This is a genomic window from Chryseobacterium cucumeris (assembly GCF_016775705.1).
Classification (GTDB): Bacteria; Bacteroidota; Bacteroidia; order Flavobacteriales; family Weeksellaceae; genus Chryseobacterium; species Chryseobacterium cupriresistens.
In genome coordinates this window covers 157282-180130 of the sequence record NZ_CP068760.1, presented here as the reverse complement: position 1 = coordinate 180130, position 22849 = coordinate 157282, and the positions used below count along the sequence as shown (strand labels likewise).

General features: G+C 36.6%; 24 protein-coding genes. 20 read left to right on the top strand and 4 right to left on the bottom strand.

The genetic code is table 11. The annotated features are described in order from the left end of the window. The first annotated feature begins 50 nt into the window (after positions 1 to 50). The gene (gene upp, locus JNG87_RS00905; RefSeq protein ID WP_062676151.1) at positions 51 to 701 is read left to right on the top strand and encodes a uracil phosphoribosyltransferase; all 651 of its coding nucleotides are present in this window, start codon (positions 51 to 53) and stop codon (positions 699 to 701) included. Here upp and JNG87_RS00900 read toward each other — a convergent pair whose 3' ends face one another. From JNG87_RS00900 to JNG87_RS00890, 3 genes are all read right to left on the bottom strand, one after another. Further along, positions 702 to 1388: an alpha/beta fold hydrolase gene (locus JNG87_RS00900; protein ID WP_137905768.1), complete on the bottom strand. Its 687-nt coding sequence runs from the start codon at positions 1386 to 1388 to the stop codon at positions 702 to 704. Positions 1389 to 1574: 186 nt separating this feature from the next. Next, positions 1575 to 2228: a ComF family protein gene (locus JNG87_RS00895; RefSeq protein ID WP_202841176.1), complete on the bottom strand. Its 654-nt coding sequence runs from the start codon at positions 2226 to 2228 to the stop codon at positions 1575 to 1577. Positions 2229 to 2541: 313 nt separating this feature from the next. Then, positions 2542 to 4023: a helix-turn-helix domain-containing protein gene (locus JNG87_RS00890; protein WP_202841175.1), complete on the bottom strand. Its 1482-nt coding sequence runs from the start codon at positions 4021 to 4023 to the stop codon at positions 2542 to 2544. 127 nt (positions 4024 to 4150) lie between these two features. Here JNG87_RS00890 and aceB point away from each other — a divergent pair, with 127 nt between their 5' ends. The 11 genes from aceB (at position 4151) to JNG87_RS00835 (ending at position 13950) form a co-directional block, all read left to right on the top strand. Next, entirely contained in the window at positions 4151 to 5725 is a 1575-nt protein-coding gene (gene aceB, locus JNG87_RS00885) for a malate synthase A (RefSeq protein WP_202841174.1), read from the top strand. A 108-nt stretch (positions 5726 to 5833) separates the two neighbouring features. Next, positions 5834 to 7114: an isocitrate lyase gene (gene aceA / locus JNG87_RS00880; RefSeq protein WP_238349644.1), complete on the top strand. Its 1281-nt coding sequence runs from the start codon at positions 5834 to 5836 to the stop codon at positions 7112 to 7114. A gap of 167 nt (positions 7115 to 7281) precedes the next feature. Further along, the gene (locus JNG87_RS00875; RefSeq protein WP_202841173.1) at positions 7282 to 7854 is read left to right on the top strand and encodes an OmpH family outer membrane protein; all 573 of its coding nucleotides are present in this window, start codon (positions 7282 to 7284) and stop codon (positions 7852 to 7854) included. Between the two features lie 129 nt (positions 7855 to 7983). Then, positions 7984 to 8373, top strand: coding sequence for an acyl-CoA thioesterase (locus JNG87_RS00870; protein ID WP_202841172.1), 390 nt, complete (start codon positions 7984 to 7986; stop codon positions 8371 to 8373). 229 nt (positions 8374 to 8602) lie between these two features. Further along, the gene (locus JNG87_RS00865) at positions 8603 to 8932 is read left to right on the top strand and encodes a hypothetical protein (protein ID WP_202841171.1); all 330 of its coding nucleotides are present in this window, start codon (positions 8603 to 8605) and stop codon (positions 8930 to 8932) included. 88 nt (positions 8933 to 9020) lie between these two features. Continuing rightward, a complete protein-coding gene (locus JNG87_RS00860) occupies positions 9021 to 10187 on the top strand; it encodes a hypothetical protein (protein ID WP_202841169.1) in 1167 nt (388 codons plus the stop codon). Positions 10188 to 10219: 32 nt separating this feature from the next. Beyond that, positions 10220 to 10612, top strand: coding sequence for a hypothetical protein (locus JNG87_RS00855; RefSeq protein WP_202841167.1), 393 nt, complete (start codon positions 10220 to 10222; stop codon positions 10610 to 10612). A 187-nt stretch (positions 10613 to 10799) separates the two neighbouring features. Then, entirely contained in the window at positions 10800 to 11246 is a 447-nt protein-coding gene (locus JNG87_RS00850) for a 6-pyruvoyl trahydropterin synthase family protein (RefSeq protein ID WP_202841165.1), read from the top strand. Positions 11247 to 11266: 20 nt separating this feature from the next. After that, the gene (locus tag JNG87_RS00845) at positions 11267 to 12037 is read left to right on the top strand and encodes a UDP-2,3-diacylglucosamine diphosphatase (protein ID WP_202841163.1); all 771 of its coding nucleotides are present in this window, start codon (positions 11267 to 11269) and stop codon (positions 12035 to 12037) included. Positions 12038 to 12230: 193 nt separating this feature from the next. Further along, positions 12231 to 13223, top strand: a complete 993-nt coding sequence (locus tag JNG87_RS00840; protein WP_202841160.1) for an acyl transferase — start codon at positions 12231 to 12233, stop codon at positions 13221 to 13223. Positions 13224 to 13404: 181 nt separating this feature from the next. Then, entirely contained in the window at positions 13405 to 13950 is a 546-nt protein-coding gene (locus JNG87_RS00835; RefSeq protein WP_202841158.1) for a hypothetical protein, read from the top strand. Positions 13951 to 14228: 278 nt separating this feature from the next. Here the strand turns inward: JNG87_RS00835 and aqpZ are convergent, their stop codons facing one another. Continuing rightward, entirely contained in the window at positions 14229 to 14945 is a 717-nt protein-coding gene (gene aqpZ, locus JNG87_RS00830) for an aquaporin Z (protein WP_110008304.1), read from the bottom strand. A 218-nt stretch (positions 14946 to 15163) separates the two neighbouring features. On the opposite strand from aqpZ, the gene JNG87_RS00825 reads away from it, so the two are divergent. The 8 genes from JNG87_RS00825 to JNG87_RS00790 all read left to right on the top strand — a co-directional run bounded on the left by JNG87_RS00825 (position 15164) and on the right by JNG87_RS00790 (position 22824). Next, positions 15164 to 15784 (top strand): DUF5715 family protein, encoded by a 621-nt coding sequence (locus JNG87_RS00825; RefSeq protein ID WP_202841156.1) that lies wholly within the window; start codon positions 15164 to 15166, stop codon positions 15782 to 15784. Between the two features lie 62 nt (positions 15785 to 15846). Further along, on the top strand, positions 15847 to 16626 hold the full coding sequence (locus tag JNG87_RS00820; protein ID WP_238349643.1) for a hypothetical protein: 780 nt from the start codon (positions 15847 to 15849) through the stop codon (positions 16624 to 16626). 16 nt (positions 16627 to 16642) lie between these two features. After that, positions 16643 to 17266 carry a hypothetical protein gene (locus JNG87_RS00815; RefSeq protein WP_202841153.1) on the top strand — a complete coding sequence of 208 codons (624 nt, stop codon included), beginning with the start codon at positions 16643 to 16645 and terminating at the stop codon, positions 17264 to 17266. Positions 17267 to 17415: 149 nt separating this feature from the next. Continuing rightward, on the top strand, positions 17416 to 18048 hold the full coding sequence (locus JNG87_RS00810) for a sensor histidine kinase (protein WP_238349642.1): 633 nt from the start codon (positions 17416 to 17418) through the stop codon (positions 18046 to 18048). After that, the gene (locus tag JNG87_RS00805) at positions 18017 to 18694 is read left to right on the top strand and encodes a response regulator (protein ID WP_202841152.1); all 678 of its coding nucleotides are present in this window, start codon (positions 18017 to 18019) and stop codon (positions 18692 to 18694) included. The genes JNG87_RS00810 and JNG87_RS00805 overlap by 32 nt, the downstream gene beginning before the upstream one ends. 149 nt (positions 18695 to 18843) lie before the next feature. Beyond that, entirely contained in the window at positions 18844 to 20190 is a 1347-nt protein-coding gene (locus JNG87_RS00800) for a T6SS phospholipase effector Tle1-like catalytic domain-containing protein (protein WP_202841151.1), read from the top strand. Positions 20191 to 20390: 200 nt separating this feature from the next. Continuing rightward, on the top strand, positions 20391 to 22319 hold the full coding sequence (locus JNG87_RS00795) for an ABC-F family ATP-binding cassette domain-containing protein (RefSeq protein WP_137905759.1): 1929 nt from the start codon (positions 20391 to 20393) through the stop codon (positions 22317 to 22319). A gap of 148 nt (positions 22320 to 22467) precedes the next feature. Then, on the top strand, positions 22468 to 22824 hold the full coding sequence (locus JNG87_RS00790; RefSeq protein ID WP_238349641.1) for a hypothetical protein: 357 nt from the start codon (positions 22468 to 22470) through the stop codon (positions 22822 to 22824). Positions 22825 to 22849: the final 25 nt, after the last annotated feature.

The window sequence follows — 22849 nt, the reverse complement described above, 5'->3', positions numbered from 1 at the left end:
AATTTTGCGGCAATTAATATCAATTAACTGAAATTAAAAATAAAATTTTCATGCTTACTATTTTATCGCAACACTTTTCTCTTGTCAACGAATGGATTAACGAACTTAGAAACGTTACAATCCAGCATGACCGAATGAGATTCAGAAGAAATATGGAAAGAATCGGGGAGATTGCCGCTTTTGAAATCAGTAAAGGACTGGAGTACAGAGAAGTTGAAATTCAAACTCCTTTAGATACAATAAAAAGCAGGGAAATAGCCGTGCAGCCGGTTATTACAACCATCTTAAGAGCAGGTGTTCCGTTATTCGAAGGAATCCTGAACTATTTAGACAGAGCAGACTGCGGTTTTGTGGCAGCTTACAGAAAACATGATGCCAACGATTATTTCTCAATCAAACAGGATTATCTTACGTGCCCAAGCATTGAAGGCAGACCCCTTATTGTAGCTGATCCTATGCTTGCAACTGGTGCTTCTCTTATTGAAGCCATCAAAGATTTGCTGACCAACGGAAATCCAACCCAGCTTCATATTGTTGCAGCCATTGCATCGAAACAGGGAGTTGAAACTGTTCAGAATGCATATCCTGAAGCTCATATCTGGGTAGGAGCAATTGATGAACACTTAACTTCAAAAGGGTATATCACACCAGGATTGGGAGATGCCGGAGATTTGAGCTACGGAGAAAAACTTCAGCGATAATTAAGAAAGATTCCAGAAATCTTTTATTAAGTTCAATAATAAATCAGGTCGTACTTTATCCATAGGATGCTTTGTATCCGGAAGTACGGCCAGTTTTGCATTTGGAAGGCTTCTGTAAACCCTTGAACTCTCTTCCAGCGTTACCATATTATCTTTATCACCCACCATGATTTGAACGGGAGTGGTAATCGTAGCAAAATTATTTTCCAGAGGCGGATTTTTACCTAAATCAATCATTAAATCAGCAATACCAGGAAGAAGCTGTTTCCACTTTGTTCCGTGCTGTGATTCTAAAAGCTGGGCATACTGCGGAATTTTTTCAAGAATAACATCCGGATTAAGCATCTTACTTTCTTTTAAAGCCTGTTCTTCAGTCCAGTCGAACTTTGTGCCCAGTGTTATAACAGAATTTACATTGTCAGGATTTTCCATTGCGTAGCAAAGTGCGACATAACCACCCATACTGTGCCCGAAAATAGATACGTCTGTCAGATGGTTCACTTTACAATACTCGGATAATTCCTCGACATACTTTTTAATATTGAGGCCGTCTTCAGGAAGTTTCAGGTCTCCATGTCCTGAAAAAAGAGGAGTATGAACTGTAAAATAGGATGACAGGACATTCAGGTAAGGTTTAAAAATGTCGCTGTGACCTAAAGCTCCGTGCAGTAAAATCAGATTGGGCATAGTTGTATAGTTTTCTGAAAATTAGGAAAAAGAATTGAATCGTGAAAATGGATGAGGCGGAAGTGTAAGAGTGTCTGAGAGTTTTCGGATTTAAAAATATTTTGATTATTTCTCCGTACAGAAAATCCCGAATCCCGAATCCCGAATCCCGAAACCCGCACCCCGAAACTCGCATCCGTTCCCATATCAAACATCCTCAGCCATCACCAAAACACTTACTTTATTATCTCCTGCATTTAAAATCTCCCACGCCACTGATGAAACCGTATTTCCTGTCGTGAAAACATCATCAATCAAAAGAATATGTTTTCCGGTAACAGGCTTGGTTGTGGAGAATGTATTGACAGTTTCCAGTCTGTGTTTCTTGTCTTTTAAGGCCTGTGCTTTAGAATAATGATTTCGTTTAATTAAATTATGATCAAAAGGAATGTTATAAAACGAAGATAAAGTTTCAGTAAATAAATGCAGCTGGTTATATCCCCTTTTCTTCAGTTTCTTTGGATGAAGCGGTACACTTACTAAAAGGTCAGGGAAATTATCTTTGAAATCAAGTCGTTCTGCTGTCCAATCGGCTAAGATTTTTCCTGCTTTTTCCCTGCTTCTATATTTCAGATCGTGAATAATCTGACGGCTTAAACCTTCCTTTTCAAACTGTATTAAAGCGAATGCGTTTTCAACCGGAAAAAATAAACTGCATTTTTCCTTAATCGGATTATTTTCAAAATAATTGTAATGGGTAAAGTGAATCTGACTGAAACAAAGATCACAAACCAAAAGTTCAGGATCAATGATTCTGCTGCAGTGGATGCAGCGGTTAGGAAACAATATATCTAATATCATAGTGTGTTTTTACTAAGATATGAAAATAATTGTCAATTTTTGCTTCGCAATGTCAATAGTGAATTATTATTGTTCGCGAATTTTATGAGCTAATGATTTCATTTATCAAAAGGAATTTTTTCGTTGTTGAGTGGAATGCCATAGCGGCCGAAAAGCTATTAAATAGTATAAAAAACTTTGTGAACTCCACATTTAGAAAAATAACTTACCCGTGAATTTCAACAGCAAATCTATTATTCACAAACCTGATCCAGCACCCCGAACCGTATAAAAATTCACAAGCGAAGCGCATTGATAATTCACGATTCACTTTTTAAATATCATCAAACGTCTTCCTGATCTTCTCAACAGCATTCTTCATACTCATATTAAAATGCTCCTTTTCCAGTCTTACCGGTGGAGCCTGTCTCACTTCACAGTCAGGAATACTGCAGGATTCGCATGTAACCCCTACATTAATGGTTTTTAAGGAAGGAGACTTGATAAAACCAATTTTTTTAATCGTTTGGGAATTCAGTAAAATCCCTAGGCAATAACTTCTGTTACTTCCATCTGAGAATGGATTTTTTTGTGAAGTAGAAATTACCAGATAACTTATTCCCTGATCTTTATAATGAGAAACCTGAGCATCCGTCAGGGTTTCATTTTCTTTTAAATCACCAAGATTTTTTACCGCAATCCATCTTCTGCAGTAATGCTCGTTCATTGCATTGGCATGAGGAGCCTGCTGGTGATTAAGATGAAGCTCTTTTAAAATCTGAATTTTATCCGAATTTTTCTTTTTTACCAGACATAAATAAAAAAGATCTTTAATTCCCATTTCAGCCGAGAGGATGTTGGTCAGCCGGTAATAAAATGTTTCAGGCGAGTGGGTGAAACTGCTGATAAGACTCTCAAAATTTTTAGGTTCCCATGTATTTTGCTGGAAAAATTCTGAGGTTTTTTCAATGACAGGTTCTTTTGAAATGAGCAATGCTCCTGCGAAATAAGAGGCGTAAAAGTTATTCAGAATTTCTTCAAAGCTTCCGAAATCAAGCCACGAATAGGTATTGGGACGGTTTTTTAATTCTAGTACATTGAAGCCGATTTCTTTAGCCAGAATGAATGTTTTCTGATCCTTTTCCAGTTTTTGATTCAGCAGTAATAATTTTTTTTCAGGAATGAAAAGAGAGCGGAGGTTATCCAGAGTTCCATATTTTTCAAAATCTTCAGACTGAATGGTGTAACTGAATTTTTCTGCAAGAATTGCCTCCAGGATGTCAGACTTTAGATCTTTTCCGGGCTGTAACTGATTTTCCCGGGTAAACAGATCAACCTTTTCTTCAATTTCCGGAAAATAGTTATCATATAATTCCTGAAATGACCTTAAGACGGCAAAATAAAATCTTTCCTTACCAAGATTATAATTCTGAGAAATTTCGATCAGGGCATTAATAAAAGCCGTTACTTTTTTCGGTGCATCGCTGATAATGCTGATGAGGTTGTTTTTATTAATTCCGAATAACTCCAGAGGAACTTCTTTAAAGAAATCAGACTGCAGGATTTCATTGAAAGGGGAAAGGCTTTTATCAAGTTTGGTAGAAACCAGATCGTCAAAAGTACAGCTCAGTGCTTCAGAAAGCTGAATGATTTTATCGTGCTTGGGATACTTTTTCCCGTTTTCAATTTCGTTGAGGTAAGATTTTGATAATCCTGTCTTTACAGCAAGATCCTGCAGAGACCAGTTTTTCTTTTGTCTCTGCTGTTTCAGTTTTAGCCCGAAAACTGTTTTGATAAAGTCGCTTTCTGAATTCATTACTTCAAATATAAATAATTAGATGCGATTATTCGCATAATAATTTTTAAATAAATTTAGCGAACGTTCGCTATTTGTGAAAATTTTTATTTATGTTTGTAATATCAAATCACAAAATCAATAGGTTATGGAAACAAAGACTCAATTAGAAATAAAGGCACAGAAGCGGTTTGAGGAAGTATTTACTCCCGATTTGGCAGATTTTCTGATTTCGCTTCATCAGAACTTTAATCATAAAAGACTTGAACTTTTAGAAGAAAGAAAAATTACTCAGCAAAATTTTGATAAAGGAAATCTTCCTGAGTTCTTGAAAGAAACAGCAGACATCCGGAATGGAAATTGGGTATGTGCTCCGCTTCCTGACGATATGCTGGATAGAAGAGTAGAAATTACCGGTCCTGTTGACCGCAAGATGATTATCAATGCCTTGAATTCCGGTGCTTCTACATTTATGGCCGACTTTGAAGATAGCAGCTCGCCAGTGTGGGAAAACTGTATTCAGGGACAGATTAATCTTTCTGATGCCATTAACCGGACTATTGATTTTGTGAACGAAAAAGGAAAGGCATACACCCTTAATGAAAAAACGGCTGTTTTACAGGTTCGTCCACGCGGCCTGCACCTTCCTGAAAAACATATTGAAATCAATGGAGAAAAAGCTTCCGGATCACTGACTGATTTTGGAATATATTTCTTCAGAAATGCAAAACAGCTTTTGGAAAATGGCAGCGGTCCTTACTTCTATCTTCCAAAACTGGAACATTATAAAGAAGCACGCTGGTGGAATGAAGTTTTTGTTTTTGCGCAAAACTATCTCGGAATTCCGGAGGGAACCATTAAAGCGACTGTTTTAATAGAAACGATTACCGCTTCGTTTCAGATTGATGAAATTTTATTTGAATTAAAAGAACACAGCGCAGGATTGAATTGCGGAAGATGGGATTATATTTTCTCATACATTAAAAAATTCAGAAACCTTACCGAATTTATTGTTCCGGACAGAGATCAGGTAACCATGACATCTCCCTTTATGAGTGCTTATTCAAAAAGGGTGATTGAAATCTGCCATAAAAGAAATGTACATGCAATAGGCGGAATGGCTGCCCAGATTCCTGTAAAAGATGATGACGAAGCCAATACTATTGCTTTTGAAAAAGTAAGAAATGATAAAGAAAGGGAAGTAAAAAACGGTCACGACGGAACCTGGGTAGCACATCCCGCATTGGTAGCTGTCGCAAAAGAAATTTTTGACCAGTTTATGCCTTCCCAAAATCAGATCGATAAAAAATTTGAATACCATATAACAGAAAGCCAGCTGCTGGAAATTCCCAAAGGAGAAATCACAGAAAAAGGAGTCCGTAAAAATATCAATGTAGGAATTCTTTATCTTGAAAGCTGGCTGATGGGAACCGGTGCTGCCGCTATTTATAATCTGATGGAAGATGCCGCTACTGCAGAAATTTCAAGAACACAAATCTGGCAATGGCTGAAAAATGAAGCAGTTCTGAGTGACGACAGAACATTAACCCGAAGCATGGTACTGCAGTGGGAAAAAGAAGAAATGGATCATATTGAAAAATATGTAGGTGAAACCCGATTCAAAAGCGGAAAATTCAACCTCGCCAAAGAACTTTTCAATGAATTGATTTTCTGCGAAAATTTTGAAGAATTTCTAACCCTTAAAGCATACCCTTTTATCTAATTGGAGAGTGAGAGAGTAGAAGTGTCCGAAAGTTTGAGAATTATATCTCGTACCTCCGAACCTCGTAACCCGAACCCCAAAAATCTAATCAAACAAAATCCAAATATTATGAAAACAAGACAAGAACAAATCCAGGCTATTGAGCAAGATTGGCTGACAAATCCACGTTGGCACGGTGTAAAAAGACCTTATACGGCAGAAGAAGTTCTTAAACTTCGCGGTTCTTATACCATTGAATACACTATTGCGACAGAAATGTCCAAAAAATTCTGGGATAAATTAAATACCCAGGATTATGTGGCGGGACTGGGTGCACTGACAGGTAATCAGGCGGTGCAGGAAGTGGATGCCGGCCTGGAAGCAATTTATCTTTCAGGATGGCAGGTGGCTGCAGATGCTAACCTGTCAGGGGAGATGTATCCGGATCAGTCATTGTATCCGGCCAATTCAGTGCCTTCTGTGGTAAAGAAAATTAATAATGCCTTACTAAGAGCGGATCAGGTGCAGTCTGTAAGCGGAACAGGAAATAAAGAATATCTGGTGCCTATTATTGCCGATGCAGAAGCAGGTTTTGGAGGTAATCTGAATGCTTTTGAACTGATGAAACAAATGATTGAAGCCGGAGCGGCTGCCGTACATTTTGAAGATCAGCTTTCTTCCGCTAAAAAATGTGGCCACTTGGGCGGGAAAGTATTGGTGCCTACTCAGGAAGCGGTCAATAAGTTGATAGCAGCGCGTCTGGCTGCCGATGTATTGGGCGTTCCAAGTCTTATCATTGCAAGAACGGATGCGGATGCAGCAGATTTACTGACTTCTGATATTGATGACAGAGATAAGAAATTCGTAACCGGAGAAAGAACTTCTGAAGGTTTTTACGTGGTAAGAAACGGAGTTGAGCAGGGAATCGATAGAGGACTGTCTTATGCGCCATATGCTGATCTGATCTGGATGGAAACCTCCAATCCTGACCTGGAGCAGGCCAGAAGATTTGCAGATGGAATTCATGCAAAATTCCCTGGAAAAATGCTTGCTTATAACTGTTCACCTTCATTCAACTGGGCTGCAAAACTGAGTGTGGAAGAAATGTCTACTTTCAGAGAAGAGCTGGCTAAAATGGGGTACAAATTCCAGTTTATTACCCTTGCAGGATTCCATGCTTTGAATACAGCCATGTTTGAGCTTGCACTGGCTTATAAAGAAAGAGGAATGGCAGGATATTCTGAACTTCAGGAGCGTGAATTTGCACTACAGCAGAAAGGATTCAGAGCGGTGAAGCATCAATCTTTTGTAGGAACAGGATATTTTGATGAAGTGCAGAATATTGTTACCAACGGTTCCTCAGCTACTGTAGCAATGAAAGATTCTACAGAAACAGCACAGTTCCATTAGTCATTTTTCCATATTTTTTGATGTTAAACCTTCTCTTTGAGGAGGTTTTTCTTTGTCTGAAGTTGTTTAAACCTGTTTTTTACACCATGTAATTTCAAATTAATAATTACATGATAAGTAATTGAAATTTGAGTTATATTTGGGAGCGAAAAAAAATATTATTACAAATGAATTTAATTAAGACAATTTTTATTGCGTTAGGATTAACACTTACTGCAAATATTGTACATGCTCAACAGAAGATTGGAAGTGTAAATACAGAGGACATTTTTGCAAGTTTATCTGAAGTAAAAACTATAGGAACTACTATTGATAACCTGACTAAGACCAGGCAGACTGAAATTGAGAAGCTTATCGGTGATTATCAGACTAAATTGAAAGCGGCACAGGATAAAGAAAAAACGTTAAGCGAAGCCAATAAAGAAGCTGTGACCAAAGAACTGATTGCAGCACAAACAGAATTACAGGCTTTAGGTAAGAAGATAGAGGAAACCAGAACACAGGCTGCTAAAGATATTTCTGCCAAACAAAACGAATTGTTTAGTCCTTTACAGAAGAAAGTAAAAGATGCTATTTATGCTGTAGCAAAAGAAAGAAACCTGAATTTTGTATTTGATGTAGCATCACAGGAATCTAATAACCTTCTTTACACAGACGGAAGCGAAGATATCACTGCTACTGTGAAAACCAAATTAGGGGCTACGGCAACAACTGCCAAGCCAGCCGGGAAATCTAAATAAGAATTTTCAATATACTGAATATTGTAACGGAATCAGAACGATGATTCCGTTTTTTTATGGACAAAAGTGAGTGGCTGGATGAAGAAAGTTTTATTTTAAAATGATACATTTGAGTAAACTTTCAGGAGAATGAATTTGATGTACGAAAAACAGATCAAAGTAACAGAAGAGCATATTGATCAGAACAACCATGTGAATAATGTACAATATGTACACTGGGTGGAAGAAGTGGCAGCAGAGCACTGGGATCTTCTGAAACAGCAAACAGAATATGTAAACGACGCCTGGATGCTTCTGGATCATCATATCCGATATAAAAAACAGGTTTATCTGGATGATATCATTACGGTAAGAACTTATCCTCTGACTCCCGAAGGAGCCAAACAGCCAAGAAAAGTTGAGTTCTATTGCAATGAAGAACTTGTGGTAGACTCAAGTACGCTTTGGATTCTGTTTGATCCTGAAACCAAAAAAATAAAACGTCTGGAAAACGACTGGCTGGAGAAGTTTTTTAATTAGAACAAGGTGTAGAGTAAAACAATTTTAACTTGTTAAAATGGAATTTGAGTATAAAAAGAATAAAATTGTAGGCAATTTGATATTGGGGTATTTTTATCTGTGTTTTACTGTTTTTATTTCTGGTGCCATTGTACGTAAAATGATTCTGAACTGGAATGAACTTTCATTATCAAAGATATTTTCATTTGCTGTTCCGGTTTTACTGTTTTCTTTTCTTACTTATCTCTTTTTGGGAACAGCAATAATCAGAAAAAAATATTATTTGCGAAATTTAAGGGAAGAAGCTAAAATTGATCCTTTAGAAAAGCAAATCATAGTATTGGATAAACAGAGCCAAAAAGAGAGAAAAATAGATTTTGATAAAATTAAAGCCGTTGAATTGTATTATTCATGGAATTCAAATGCCTTTTCATCAGATCTGGGATATTCTAAAATTGTAATTGAGGATAATGCTGAACCTATTTTGATTACTCAGAATAATATCAACCAATACTATATTTATAAAGCTTTTAAGAATAAAGTAACTGTAAATAAATCAAAATTTGCAAATAACTTATAAAGAAATGATTTGAGCCAGGCCTCTTGTACTGTTGGCTCTGAATTTGTAGCTTATCGGATGACAATTATCAATCAAAAACTAGATACATATGAAATTCTCTTATTCACTGACTTTACTCTTGTTAAGCATGGCGGGCTATGGCCAGGAAAATCCTTACTGGTTTACAGATGATATTAAAAAAAAGGTGGCAGACTCCACCCAAAGTCAATCCTGGAGAAGCCAGATGGCTGCAACATTTTACTCGATAAGCGGACAATATAAATCTGCATTGGAAAGTTGGGATATGACTTTTGGAAGAGTGAAAAAGCTGAGCACTGCAGATAGTTTGAAGTTTACGAAATTAATCCCCGTCAACGCAAAAGATTATATCTTAGAAAGATCCGTTAGTGAACAGATTATCATCATTAATGAAGCCCATCACAATGCCAGTCACCGAACTTTCGCATCTTCCTTACTTCAGGGATTATATGACAAAGGTTACAGATATTTGGGACTTGAAACATTAGCGGGTGACTCTGTAAACACCACAAAATTTGCTGCTCTTAACAGTGGATATTATTCCAAAGAACCGGAATTCGGAAACTTTATTTACAATGCCTTGAAAATTGGGTTCAAGCTTTTCTCATATGAAGCAGAAGGAAATAATAAACAAAGGGAAATAGGAGAGGCAAACAATATCTTCGATTTTATGCAGAAAAATAAAGAAGGCAAATATCTGATCTATTGTGGCTATCAGCATGCTTATGAAGGGGTTCATAAATCCTGGGAGAAAACAATGGCGGGGCGACTTTCCGACCTGACGGGGATCAATCCTTTTACGATTGACCAGACTCAGTTTTCAGAAAAAAGTAGCCTGAAGTATAATGAACCGCTTTTAAGATTGATAAATAATACCATCCCTGTTGTTTTGAAAGATGAAAATAAGGGAATATACAATGGAGAAGACAAGGAGTTGTATACTGATATTAAAATCATTCATCCTGTTACTAAATACATCAACGGAAGGCCGCATTGGATGTTGAGTAAAAACAGGAAGTTTTACAAAATTCCTTCTTCTAAAATTTCAAATTATCCGGCCCTGGTTTTAGCTTACAGAAAAGGTGAATTTGAAAAGGAAGGTGTTCCTGCGGATATCATTGAACTCAATACTTCCCAAGACAGTCGTTTTTTAATCCTGGATAAAGGAAATTATGATATTGTTGTAAAAGATAAAGCGTATACCATTATTAACAAGTTTGAAAAAACGATAAGATAATGTCTGAAATATCTGGGTAGAAGAACGAGGTAATGAAAAATAAGTTAAGAAAAATAACTGTCAATACTATAGAATACTTGTATTTGGTTTCTGATCAATATCACTCTGAAACTAAAACTAATACTTTGACTGTAAAAGTATTTTTAAACGGACAAAAGCAAACCCCTCTAATCATCAAATTTATGACTGTCGAGGATTATGTAATGGGGCAGCCTTTAAAATCAGGTGTGAAACTGATGAATAAAATCACAGGTTCAGAAGATGAGATAAATCTCAATAAGCCTAAATACATCAGGCAGTTAATTGTAATGGGGTTAAAAAAAGGATGGTCCGGTTTCAATTCAATGGAAATACAAAACGGACTTGATTATTTGAGAGAATTAGGCTTTCAAACCGGTCAATTAAAACCAGAATATAATGAATAATTTTTCCTGTAATGTAATAGAATAAAACGACCGCTGTTTTTACTAGGGAAACATCAAACAAACATCTCCATGAAACTTTCTATTTCAACAATATTATTTTCAGGTTTTTTCTAAAAAGAATATTTTAAAATCGTTGTAATAGAAACAGTCTTTTCTCTATTAAGCTGTTTTATCCTATCTTTGTACTATGATACGTATTACAAAAATTTTTACATTCGAAACGGCTCACGTGCTTTACAACTACGATGGGAAGTGTAAAAATATGCATGGGCACTCCTATAAACTGTTTGTAACAGTGAAAGGAAAACCGATTAATGATATTGAAAATCCTAAAAATGGAATGGTGGTAGATTTCGGAGATATCAAAAGTATCGTAAAATCTGAAATCGTAGATGTATGGGACCATGCGGTTCTTGTCAATGCGCTGTCTCCACACAAAGAACTGGGAGATGACCTTGAACAGAAAGGACATAAAGTAATCTATTGCAGCTTCCAGCCAACCTGTGAAAACATGTTGTATGCCATTGCTGCTAAAATCAAATCGAGACTTCCCGAAGGAATTTCTTTAGCCTATCTTAAACTTCATGAGACAGAAAACTCTTATGGAGAATGGGTTGCAGAAGATAATCAATAATTTTTCACAAAACTCAGAAGGTGTTAAAAACAACAATTAATTTAGAACCTGGAAAAAAAGTATATTTCGCTTCGGATCAGCATTTTGGTGCCCCTACACCAAAGGAAAGCAAGGTGCGGGAAGAGAGATTTATACGCTGGATGGATGAGATCAAGGAAGATGCGCAGGTTTTGTTTTTAATGGGTGATCTTTTTGACTTCTGGCACGAATGGAAGCATGTCATTCCCAAAGGATATGTCCGGGTGCTCGGGAAAATTGCAGAATTGAAAGACAGAGGAATTCATATTTATTTCTTTGTCGGAAATCATGATCTTTGGATGAAAGATTATCTGGAAGAAGAAATCGGGTGTACCGTATTCTATCAGAAACAATATTTTGAAATGGGAGGGAAGCAGTTTCTGCTGGCCCATGGAGATGGTTTGGGACCTGGAGATAAAGGCTATAAAAGAATGAAAAAATTATTCACAAACCCTGTGGCACAATGGTTTTTCAAATGGCTTCATCCCGATATTGCGATGAAAGTAGCATTGTATCTTTCCCAAAAAAATAAAATGATCTCAGGAGAAGAGGACAAGGCTTTTCTGGGAGAAGATAAAGAGTTTCTCATCATTTATTCCAAAGAAAAGCTGAAAACCCAGAAGATTGATTATTTTATCTATGGACACAGACATCTGCCTATGGTACTGGATCTGGAACAGAATGCAAAATATATCAACCTTGGAGACTGGATTTCCTATTTCACTTACGGGGTTTTTGAAAAAGATTTTGAACTGGAAACTTTTGAAAAATAAAGCAAAAAAAATTACCTCTAAAAAGAGGTAACTTTCGAACGGGTGGAAAACCCACTCTTGTTTTTAATCCATATTCCGGATAAGTCATTGCAATAAGTCTACCAAAATAGGTTTTATGCATTAAAAAATTATTAAAAAAATATTCTATCTCTATAATTGCCCTGCAGCCGGGGATTAAGAAACTTAAAAAATTATGGAACTGAAAAATATATTCAACATACAGACTGAACAGGATTTCCTGAATGCCTCATTGAAAACATTTCGTTATCAATATGAAAATGTTGAAATATACAGGAAATTTGTTGATTTTCTGAAGGTTAGTCCCGATGAGGTAGATAGTCTGGTGAAGATTCCGTTTCTTCCTATTGAAATGTTTAAAAATCATCAGATTCTGGATAAAAATGTGGATACGGATCTTTTCTTTCAAAGTTCAGGAACCACCCAGATGAACCTTTCCAAACATTTCATCGCAGATCCGGAACTTTATGAGGAGAGTATTTATAAAAGCTTTGAACAGTTCATCGGAAAACCGGAAGATTTTATTTTTCTGGGGCTGCTTCCAAGTTATCTTGAGAGACAGAATTCATCACTCATCTATATGGTAGATTATCTGATGAAAAAATCTGCCAAGCCGGAAAACGGATATTTCCTTTATAATCATGCTGAACTCTTTGAACTATTGAACACCTTGCAGGATAAAAAAGTGATTCTTTTCGGAGTTTCTTTTGCTTTATTAGACTTTCTTGATTACTGTCATTCTGAGCAAAGCGAAGAATTCCTGAATTTCCCTGAAAATTTAATAGTGATTGAAACCGGCGGTATGAAGGGGCGGAAGGAAGAAATGACCAAGGATGAATTGCTTAAAATATTTCAGGAAGGCCTTAAAACGGAGAAAATCTATTCAGAATATTCTATGACAGAGTTACTTTCACAGGCTTACTCCCTTGGAAATAATGAATATGAGTGTCCCAACTGGATGAGAATTATGGTTCGCAATGCAGAAGATCCCTTAACGTACCAAAAAGAAGGCCGCACAGGAGCTATTAATATTATTGATCTTGCCAATACCCATTCCTGCTCATTTATTGCCACACAGGATTTAGGAAAAATAATCGGTGATAAATTTCAGGTGTTAGGAAGAATAGACCATTCAGATATCAGAGGATGTAGTTTACTGGTTAGCTGATGATTTAAACCGAAGAAAGCAATTGTTAATTGTCAATTCGCTCCACTTGTTAATTTTTGTATCATAAAATAATTTGAAACTTTTGCTGAGTGAAACGCCCTTGCGAGCCTTTAAACACTTGGCTATTAAAAACTTTGCGGGCATTGCGTTTTATTAAAAATATCTTTACCATCATAAAAAAATGATCAAAATAGAAGAACTCATACACGCCTACATCCATTCCCATTGCGATTTTGAAAAAGAAATCGTACTGACGAATTATTTTCAGGCAGATTGGGAAGCAGACATCTTAATCATAGATTCGGAAGGTGGAAGTCATGAAATTGAAATTAAACTTTCAAAAAGTGATTTTAAAAATGATTTCAAAAAATCATACCTGAATAAAGACACCGGAGAAAAATTTCTGAAACACGATAAAATTTCCTGTGGGGATTATATGTGTAATTCTTTCAGTTTTTTGCTCCCGATGGGAATGGTAGATGCTGCTTTAATTCCGGAACATTGCGGAATTATTGAATTCTATCACAATGCAGATACCTGGGATACCGAATTTTATCTGATTCGCCAGCCTAAAAGACTCCATGAAGATTCCTACTGGAAACTGAATGACAAGGATTTTTTTATCAGGAAGATGGCTTTGAATCTTCTCCAGCGTAAAATGGAGATCAAAGGAAAGCACGAGGAACTGATTTTTAAAAATCCTTTTGAAATCAAAAAACTGAAATAAAATTAAGGAGGTTTCTTATTCTAACGCAAAGACTTATTTTCTATATTTAAAGTTTAAGAAAGCAAAGAAGGAATCAATTTCATTGATTTTTATTAATCGGTTGTAAAACCTATCACTTCATCAACGACGTAGTCGTAACCACTTTTCTCCCTTAAATAAAAATTCATCTTTATAAAAACTTTGCGTTTACAAAGAATTTCAAAACAATTATTCAAAATCAGAAAATAAAAAAAATCCTGCCGCCTGACAGGATTTTATCATTGAATAGTATTTTAAAATTAATCTGCAATTTCAGCAGTATCTCTCTGAAGTAAGAACTTGTAGATTAAACCTCCTACAACTCCTCCCAAAATAGGGGCAACCCAGAACAGCCAAAGCTGCGACATAGCAATTCCTCCCATAAAGACTGCCTGAGAAAGTGATCTCGCAGGGTTTACAGAAGTATTTGTAATCGGGATTGAGATCAGGTGGATCAACGTAAGAGCAAGACCGATGGCAAGACCGGCAAACTTACCGTTAGCCCACTTATCCGTAGCTCCCATGATTACAATAAGGAAAAAGGCGGTTAATAAAAACTCAGCAAGAAATGCAGCTCCCATGCTGAAAGCTTTTCCGTTATAAACGGCTTCACCGTAGAAGTTGGTAGCAAAATCTCCAGGTTTTGAGAATTCTACCGCTCCGGCTCCGTTAAGAATCGTATACAGGCATCCTGCTGCTACAATTGCTCCCAGACACTGTGCTACAATGTAAGGGATAAGGTCTTTTGCAGAAAATCTTCCTCCTGCTAAAAGTCCAAAAGAAACTGCCGGATTAAAATGCCCTCCTGAGATATGCCCTACAGCGTAAGCCATGGTAAGAACAGTAAGACCGAAGGCTAAAGCAACTCCTAAAAGTCCGATGCCAATATCTGGAACACCGGCTGCAAAAACAGCGCTTCCACATCCTCCGAAAACAAGCCAAAATGTGCCGAAAAATTCAGCGAAAAGTTTTTTTATCATGTTGTTTATTGTTTAAAGTATCTCAAATGTAAAATTTAAATCTTAAAGTAAAAAGATAAATCTGAAAAATATTTCAAAAAAGAGAGAACAAAAATTACAAAATCTGTAATTTGGTGTAAAGTTTGTTTGGGATTTGTTTAGAGAGTATAATAGTCGGTTTTGAAAGATATAACATAAATGTTTTATCTTTCATTTGTAATTTAAAAGGATGGTGAATGAGAAAGTTTTTTTGTGTGGTCTTTGTACCTTTTATTTATAGTTTACATTATGCGCAGGCAGCTAAAAAAGCTTTTCCCTGCTATGATCTTGCCACTGTATTGAAGGTTGAACCTACGCCGCTTTATAAATCTCATCTTGATGCCTCAAAAAGTTTTGGGGTACAGCTGCTGAAAGATTCCAAAACAGTGCAGAGATACATCAACAGCGGCAAATTCCACAAAATAAAAAAATCGGGTAAAGGATATCGTGTTCAAAAACTTGATTACAGCAGGGCTTATATGGTATCCAAGGCAAAAACCACGCTGGAAAAAATAGGTTCTAAGTTCAGCAAGGATACAAAAGGCGGTACATTTACTGTTTCATCCATTACCAGAACGCTTGAAGACCAATGCAGGCTTAGAAGAGTGAATTCCAACGCATCACTAGGGATTAGTTCACACAATTATGGCAATTCTTTTGACATTTCTTATGTAAGATTCAACAACGTTTTAAAGTACAATCCGAAAATGGAATTGGCATTGGAGAAAGTTTTAAAGTACTATGAGAAAGCTGGTAGAATATATTTCATCAAAGAGAAACAACAGAGCTGTTATCATATTACTGTGAAAAATTATTAATTAAAATCCTCTTGCGTAGCATATTTAGTTTCTATATTTTTATACGACTAAAAACTATGCTTATGTCAACATTAAACATTGTAGACTATATGCTGCCTGTAGAAGAATGCAGGACAGCATCAAATGAGTGGAAAGCATCTCTTTCAGACTTTTCCAGGATTCAAAAGCTTATCCCTACCAACTATGTTTTTAATATTTCCAGAGAACACCTTGAATGGATGAAAGGGTTCAGTGATTATAAAGACTTCTGTGCTGCAGTAGGAATTTACAGAGACCGGTTGATTCTTATTTTTTATCCTATGAATAACGACGGGGAAAAAATAGATGTAAAAGAATATCCATACAGTTTCCTTACCGAACTTGATAAAGATCTGAGGCTGCAGGAAATCCAGGAATATACCGTCATCAGAAATGCGGTTCTTTCCAGAGATCTTGAGAGTATGGAGAAGAATGCCAATATGGGATTCCCGGTTTCCAATACACCGGTTCTTGAGCAGGACAAAGCTGTAGATGCTATTGAACGCTGGAGAAACCAGGGGATGGACTGGTTTTATAAAGAGAGCAGAGAAAATGAAGGCAGCGGAATTTTCAGAAAATTCTATGTTCCTGTAGCAGACCTTTGCCTTTCAGATGAAGGGTTGGCTGGTATTACCTGTTCTTTTGGTATCAGATACAATGATATCTATGGAAAAATGCTGGTAACCCTTATTTTTATCTCTTTCCGTGAAAATCTAAGGAATGCAGAACTGGGAGCAGAAGTGATTTCCAATACTTATGACTGGGCAAAGCCGTGTCCTCCTATCTGCCGTATTCCGGATGTGGATGTAGGAAGTGAATTTTAAAATGATATACTGAGGAATGGCTGGACTTTATAAGGCAATTTTATTCCTGAATTATGCACTGCTTCTATCTGTTATACTGCTGGGAGCAGCAAAATACCGCATATTAAATCATAAAGAAAAGCAATATTTTCATTGTATTGCTTTTCTTTTTTTTATTGAGCTGCTGAATCTGGCGCTGCCTTATATCTTCAGACTGAATGATACTTCATTCCTCTATCCTTTATATATCGCAGGAGAATTTTTCCTTCTGACGGGTTTATTTGTCAGAAAACTGGACTGGCCAAAACCTGTTCTGTGGATTACAGGTGCATTGGCAGCTGGCTTTATGATCTCGAAATATGGATTTGATTATCCTGCCAATGCCGATATTGCGAAAGTAGTTTCCAATATCATCATCATCTGTCTTTCCGGGTTTACATTGATCCGTGAGATTAAGAATACCTCTCTACAGAACCGTTTTCTTCTCGTAGATGCCAGTATTTTTTTCTACTATTCCGTTTCGGTATTTATTTTTATCATCCAGCATCAGATTGCCAATCTGTCGGAAAATGATTACTATACAATTCTCAGTGCCAATAATATTCTTTCGGGTATTTTGTACTGTTCATTTTTATACACTTTTATCAGATTAAAGAAGTAACTTTAAATATCAATCTGCTGATCCTTATAATTGTTACCATAACAGTTATAGTATCCTTTATTCTGTTAGCGTACAGAGCTTTTATAACCAGAATCATTAAGGAGAAAAATGTACAGCATGAGGCGGAAGTTCTCCATCAGAAGAAATTAGTGCTGGAAAACATCAAAGCCCAGGAAGAAGAAAGAAAAAGAATTGCGGTCATGATTCATGATGATATCGGAAACCGTCTCAATATCCTTTCCTTATGGTTAAATAATCTGGATACTCAGGGCGATGAGCTCATCAAAAAAAATATCTACGGTCAGATGTCTTCCCTGATTGATGCTGCCAGAAGTATTTCCCATTCATTATACCCTGTAAACCTGGAGTCGGTAGGGCTGGTTTTATATGTTGAAGAATTAATAGCCAACCTTTCCCACAAAATCAATATCTCTTTGCAGGTAATGCAGGGATATGAAAAGAAAGATCTTTTTGTGGAAGTACAGCTGTACAGAATTATTCAGGAGTTTACTACCAATGTGATCAAACATTCGGACGCAACGGATATCTGGATTTACATGAAAGATTATCCTGACAATATGGCTGTAGTGATTTCGGATAACGGGCAGGGCTTTGAATATGAAGATGTGAAAAAAGGAATGGGAATAAAAAATATCGAATCCCGCATCAAATCTATGAATGCCACACACAAATGGAAAAAAACATTTTCAAACAAAGGAAGTCGTCTAATCATAAAAATTCCAAAATATCATGAGTTCCCAAATCAAACTAGCACTGATTGATGATGAACAGCTGATCCTCGAAGGGGTAAAAATGCTGCTGTCCAATGAAAAAAATATATCGGTAACCCTTACCGCAGATAATGGCCCCGATTTTATAGAAGACCTCGGAAAACTTTCAAAAGATGAATTTCCTGATATTGCTCTTGTAGATGTTCAGATGAAACCCATGAACGGTTTTGAACTGGTAGAAATCCTCAAGGAAAAATATCCTGATCTTAAAATTATTATCCTGTCATCCCATTATAAAACCTCAATTCTCGGATATATGGTCAAACTGGGAGTATCTGCGTTTCTGCCGAAAAATTCGAATAAGAAAACCTTTATTGATGCCATTACAATGGTAGACAAAAACGGAGTTTTTTTTACGGCTGAAGATCATCAGATGCTGTTTACTTATATGAACAGTTCTGCTAAGAAAAATTCTCTTTTTGAAACAGAAGATGAATTATCCGAAAGAGAAAAAGATGTGGTAAAGCTGATCTGTCAGGAACTGACTAACAACGAAATCGGAGAAAAACTCTTTATCAGCCCAAGAACTGTAGAAAGTCACAGACAGCGTATTCTCGAAAAAATCGGAGCCAGAAATACAGTAGGAATCGTCATCTATGCTATTGTCAACAATATTTACTCCCTTGAAAAAATATAAATTGATTCCGTAGAAATACGGAATTTTTTATTTGGTACTTTTCACTCTAGCTAACCTTGTTTTTCTTCTGTTATTTTGGAATGTCTCTTTAAGGGATGTCAGTTGAAAAAAACACAACAGGATCTGTAATAAAAAATTAAAGTAGAAACATGAATGGTAACAGAGTGATTTCCGTCGGGATTTTCTTTGACGGCACAGGAAACAATGGAGTCAATATCCTTTCACCGGATAAACCGCTGAATAATAATGAAAGTTACTACGGGACTTTCAGCAATATCTATAAATTATACAGTCTGTTCGTTGGAGATGAAAAGATATATATTGAAGGAATTGGTACTGTAACGGGGCATGAAGATAATAATTTTGCTATGGCAACATGTGCAAACCCACCCTATGGAAGTGGTTATTCATCTGATGATAAACTTCAGAAAGCAGGGGAATTTGTGCAAAAAATAGCCTATGATGACACCAAAGAATACCATTTTTATGTATACGGATTCGGCCGGGGAGGTATGTTGGCAAGAACCTTATGTAATCAGCTTCTGACTCATTATGCTGTGGGAAATTGCAGAATAAAATTTTTGGGGCTTTTTGATACGGTAGAGTCCAAACCTTTTAATACCTATAATATGAATATGTCTGTACAGATAGAGAATGCTCTGCATTTCTGTGCAGCTAATGAGGGCAGGTTTTTCTTTCCGCTTACCGGCTTATTTGAGAATTCAAGAACAATGAAGGATCAGAAATCAGAAAAAAAATCATCAGTTTGGAAAGAAGTATTCGTTCCCGGAGATCATGCCGATATTGGAGGCGGCTATCTTGAAGGACCGCAATCTGTTTATATTTCTACAGATTTCGCAAATGTTGATGATCTGCATAGCTATGTTTCAGATATCAGAAATGCAAAAACCAGTGCTGATGGAAATAAAATCTGGGATGCATTGCTCTCAGAATATAAAGTGGAAACAGTGAATGGACTTTCGCAGGCATTTGTATGCAGGGATAAAGTATATAACGACCTCTCAAAAGTATATGGAAAACTGATGATGGATGAGACCAATATCATATTGTCAGTGTTTAGTACAGAAAATGAAGCCTATTTCGGAACAGATTATAATAAACATTCTTTTCTTAACAGGTATTATAGTAAAATGAAAGAATATCTGAAGGATCTTTCCGGAAACAAAAAGCCAATATATGATTTCGGAAAATTTGCAGAGTATACGCATATTTCATCAAACTTCGGATTGTACAGTAACAGTTTCCGGTACAGAACCCAGCGTGAAATTAATATTGAGCTGATCAATAACGGATTAAATGTATCAAGCAGTACCTCCGTTGATGAAACAAGCCGGACAAAAAGACTTTCCGTAGAACTTCATCTGCCGGAAGACAGCTTTGTTGCAGATTTTCTTTATGGAACAAACGTTCCCAATAATGATATCTGGCTTCGCTCTATTGTAAAAACACCGGCAGCTGTTAGAGTAAATGAATAGAAGCATTCGTGAAAATACTTCTCAGTTTTAAATTTAGGTTAGGGGACATCTCATGGTGTCTCCTTTTTTGCGGTTTAATGTTTTACCTACAGAGAAAAATTGCCAAATTCTGGCCTGTTTTTTTATTTCTCGGCTATTCATTTCTTTTTCCGTATTTTTGCACCCGAAAATTCATTATTCATTACTAATTATTAATTAAGATGCTTTCGGTTCAAAGTTTAGGATTACATCATTCAGGAAATTATTTATTTCAAAATGTCAATTTCACCATTAAAAAGGATGATAAAGTGGGTCTCGTTGGTAAAAACGGAGCAGGAAAATCCACTTTATTGAAAATGCTTTCCGGAGAAATTAATTTCTACGAGGGAGAAGTTGTCACTGAAGGAAGTGTTACCATTGGTTTCCTGAAGCAGGATCTTGATTTCGTAAAAGGAAGAACGGTCTGGGCAGAAACCATGCAGGCTTTTGAACAGATCAATGCCTGGAAGAATGAGCTTGAAGAAGTGAATCACCAGATGACTGTAAGAACAGATTACGAAAGTGATTCCTATACGGATCTGATTAATAAAATGACCGAGCTGAATGACCTTTTGATGAACCATGATGCCTACAATCTTGAGGGTGACATGGAAAAAGTGTTATTCGGTTTAGGATTTAAAGCAGATGATTTCCAGAAAATCACCGATGAATTTTCCGGAGGATGGAGAATGAGAATCGAATTGGCAAAATTACTTCTTCAGAAGAACGATATCATGCTTCTCGATGAGCCTACCAACCACCTGGATATGGAATCCATCATCTGGTTGGAGAACTTCCTTAAGGATTATCCCGGAGCTATTGTTCTGGTAAGTCACGATAAACAGTTTATGACAGCGGTTTGTAACCGTACTTTTGATATCAACAATAAAAAAGTTGACGATTACAAAGCCAACTATTCCAAGTATCTGATCATGAGAGAAGACCGCCGTGAAAAACTGATTCAGGCTAAAAAGAATCAGGATGCGGAGATCAAACAAATGGAGGATAACATTAATAAGTTCCGTGCAAGTGCTACCAAAGCTTCTTTCGCGCAGTCACTTATTAAAAAATTAGATAAGATTGAACGTATTGAAGTGGATAACGAAGACGTTTCAAAATTCAATATCCGTTTCGTACAGTCTATGGTTCCGGGAAAAGTGATCTTCGAAGCGATCAATCTTGGAAAAGCCTACGGACAGAAGCAGATTTTTGATGATGTAGACTTCATCGTTCAGAGAGGAGACAGAATTGCCCTTCTGGGGCAGAACGGTCAGGGAAAAACTACGCTGGCTAAAATCCTGGCAGGAGATATCAAAGACTATTCAGGAACCTGGAATCTTGGACATAATGTCAACATTGGATATTTCGCTCAGAATCAGGAAGAGGTTTTAACACCTAATAAAACGGTTCTGGAAGAAGCTGAAGATGCAGCAACAGAAGAAACAAGACCAAGAGTAAGAGACTTATTAGGATCTTTCCTTTTCCAGGGAGATGCCGTTACTAAGAAAACAAAAGTACTTTCCGGAGGAGAGAGAAACCGTCTGGCACTTTGTAAACTGTTGCTTCGTCCTTTCAACACGCTGATCATGGACGAACCTACCAACCACCTTGATATCCAGTCTAAGGAAATTATCAAGCTGGCACTGCAGAATTTTGAAGGAACTTTAATTGTCATCTCTCACGACAGGGAATTCCTTCAGGGACTTTGTGATAAAATCTACGAATTCCGTGATGGGAAAATGAAAGAATTCCTTGGTGATATCAATGAATATCTTGAGTACAGACAGAAAGAAACCATCAGAGAGATTTCTGCAGAAAAAGCCAAACTTCATACGGAAGTAAAGGTTGAACCCAAGAAAGTAGAGGAAAAACCTGTTGTAAGCAGCAGCCAGTCTTCAAATATTGTGACGAAAGAACAGAAAAATATTCAGAATAAAATAAAGAAAGTAGAAGAGAAAATTTCTGAGCTTGAAACAAAAGTAGAGCAGATGGAAGCATCTTTTGCCAAAGAAAATCCTTCAGATGAAACCTTAGAAGAATACAACAAAGCTAAGGAGGAGCTGGATACAGCTTTACAGGAGTGGGAATATCTTGGAACCCAACTGGATTAAACTACAATATAAATGCTTTATCAACCAAAAATGATGAAGCATTTTTTTTGTAACAAAACCGTATTTACTTCTACCTATTGTCAACAGTTATTAAGTAATTTAATAAAAGTTTAAGGAAACAATTAAATTATTTTCATAATTTTGAACCATGATTTTTAAAGAAAGCAGAAACCTAAAGAGTTTTATCTCCAAACTGTTGTTTGGAGTGTATTTCCTTGCGCTGCTTTCTCAAAGCTTTCACCATCATGATTCTGTAGACTATTTTAAGGCTTTTCATCTTAAAAAAGCAGAGAATACAATGACGAAAGCCGTTACTAAAGAGAAAGCTGGCGACTGTCTGGCCTGCCACTTTTTGGTTACCGGACATACATTAGCTCCTGAAGAATTCAACTTTACTTTTGAGCATTACAGCCATGAAGTAAAACAAATCATCGCCATTCAGGAGAAAATCTGGTCACAGACCAAATTCACCTTCCAGCTTCGGGGACCGCCCGCATTTGCATAATTCATAGATTCTATAGGGTTTAAAG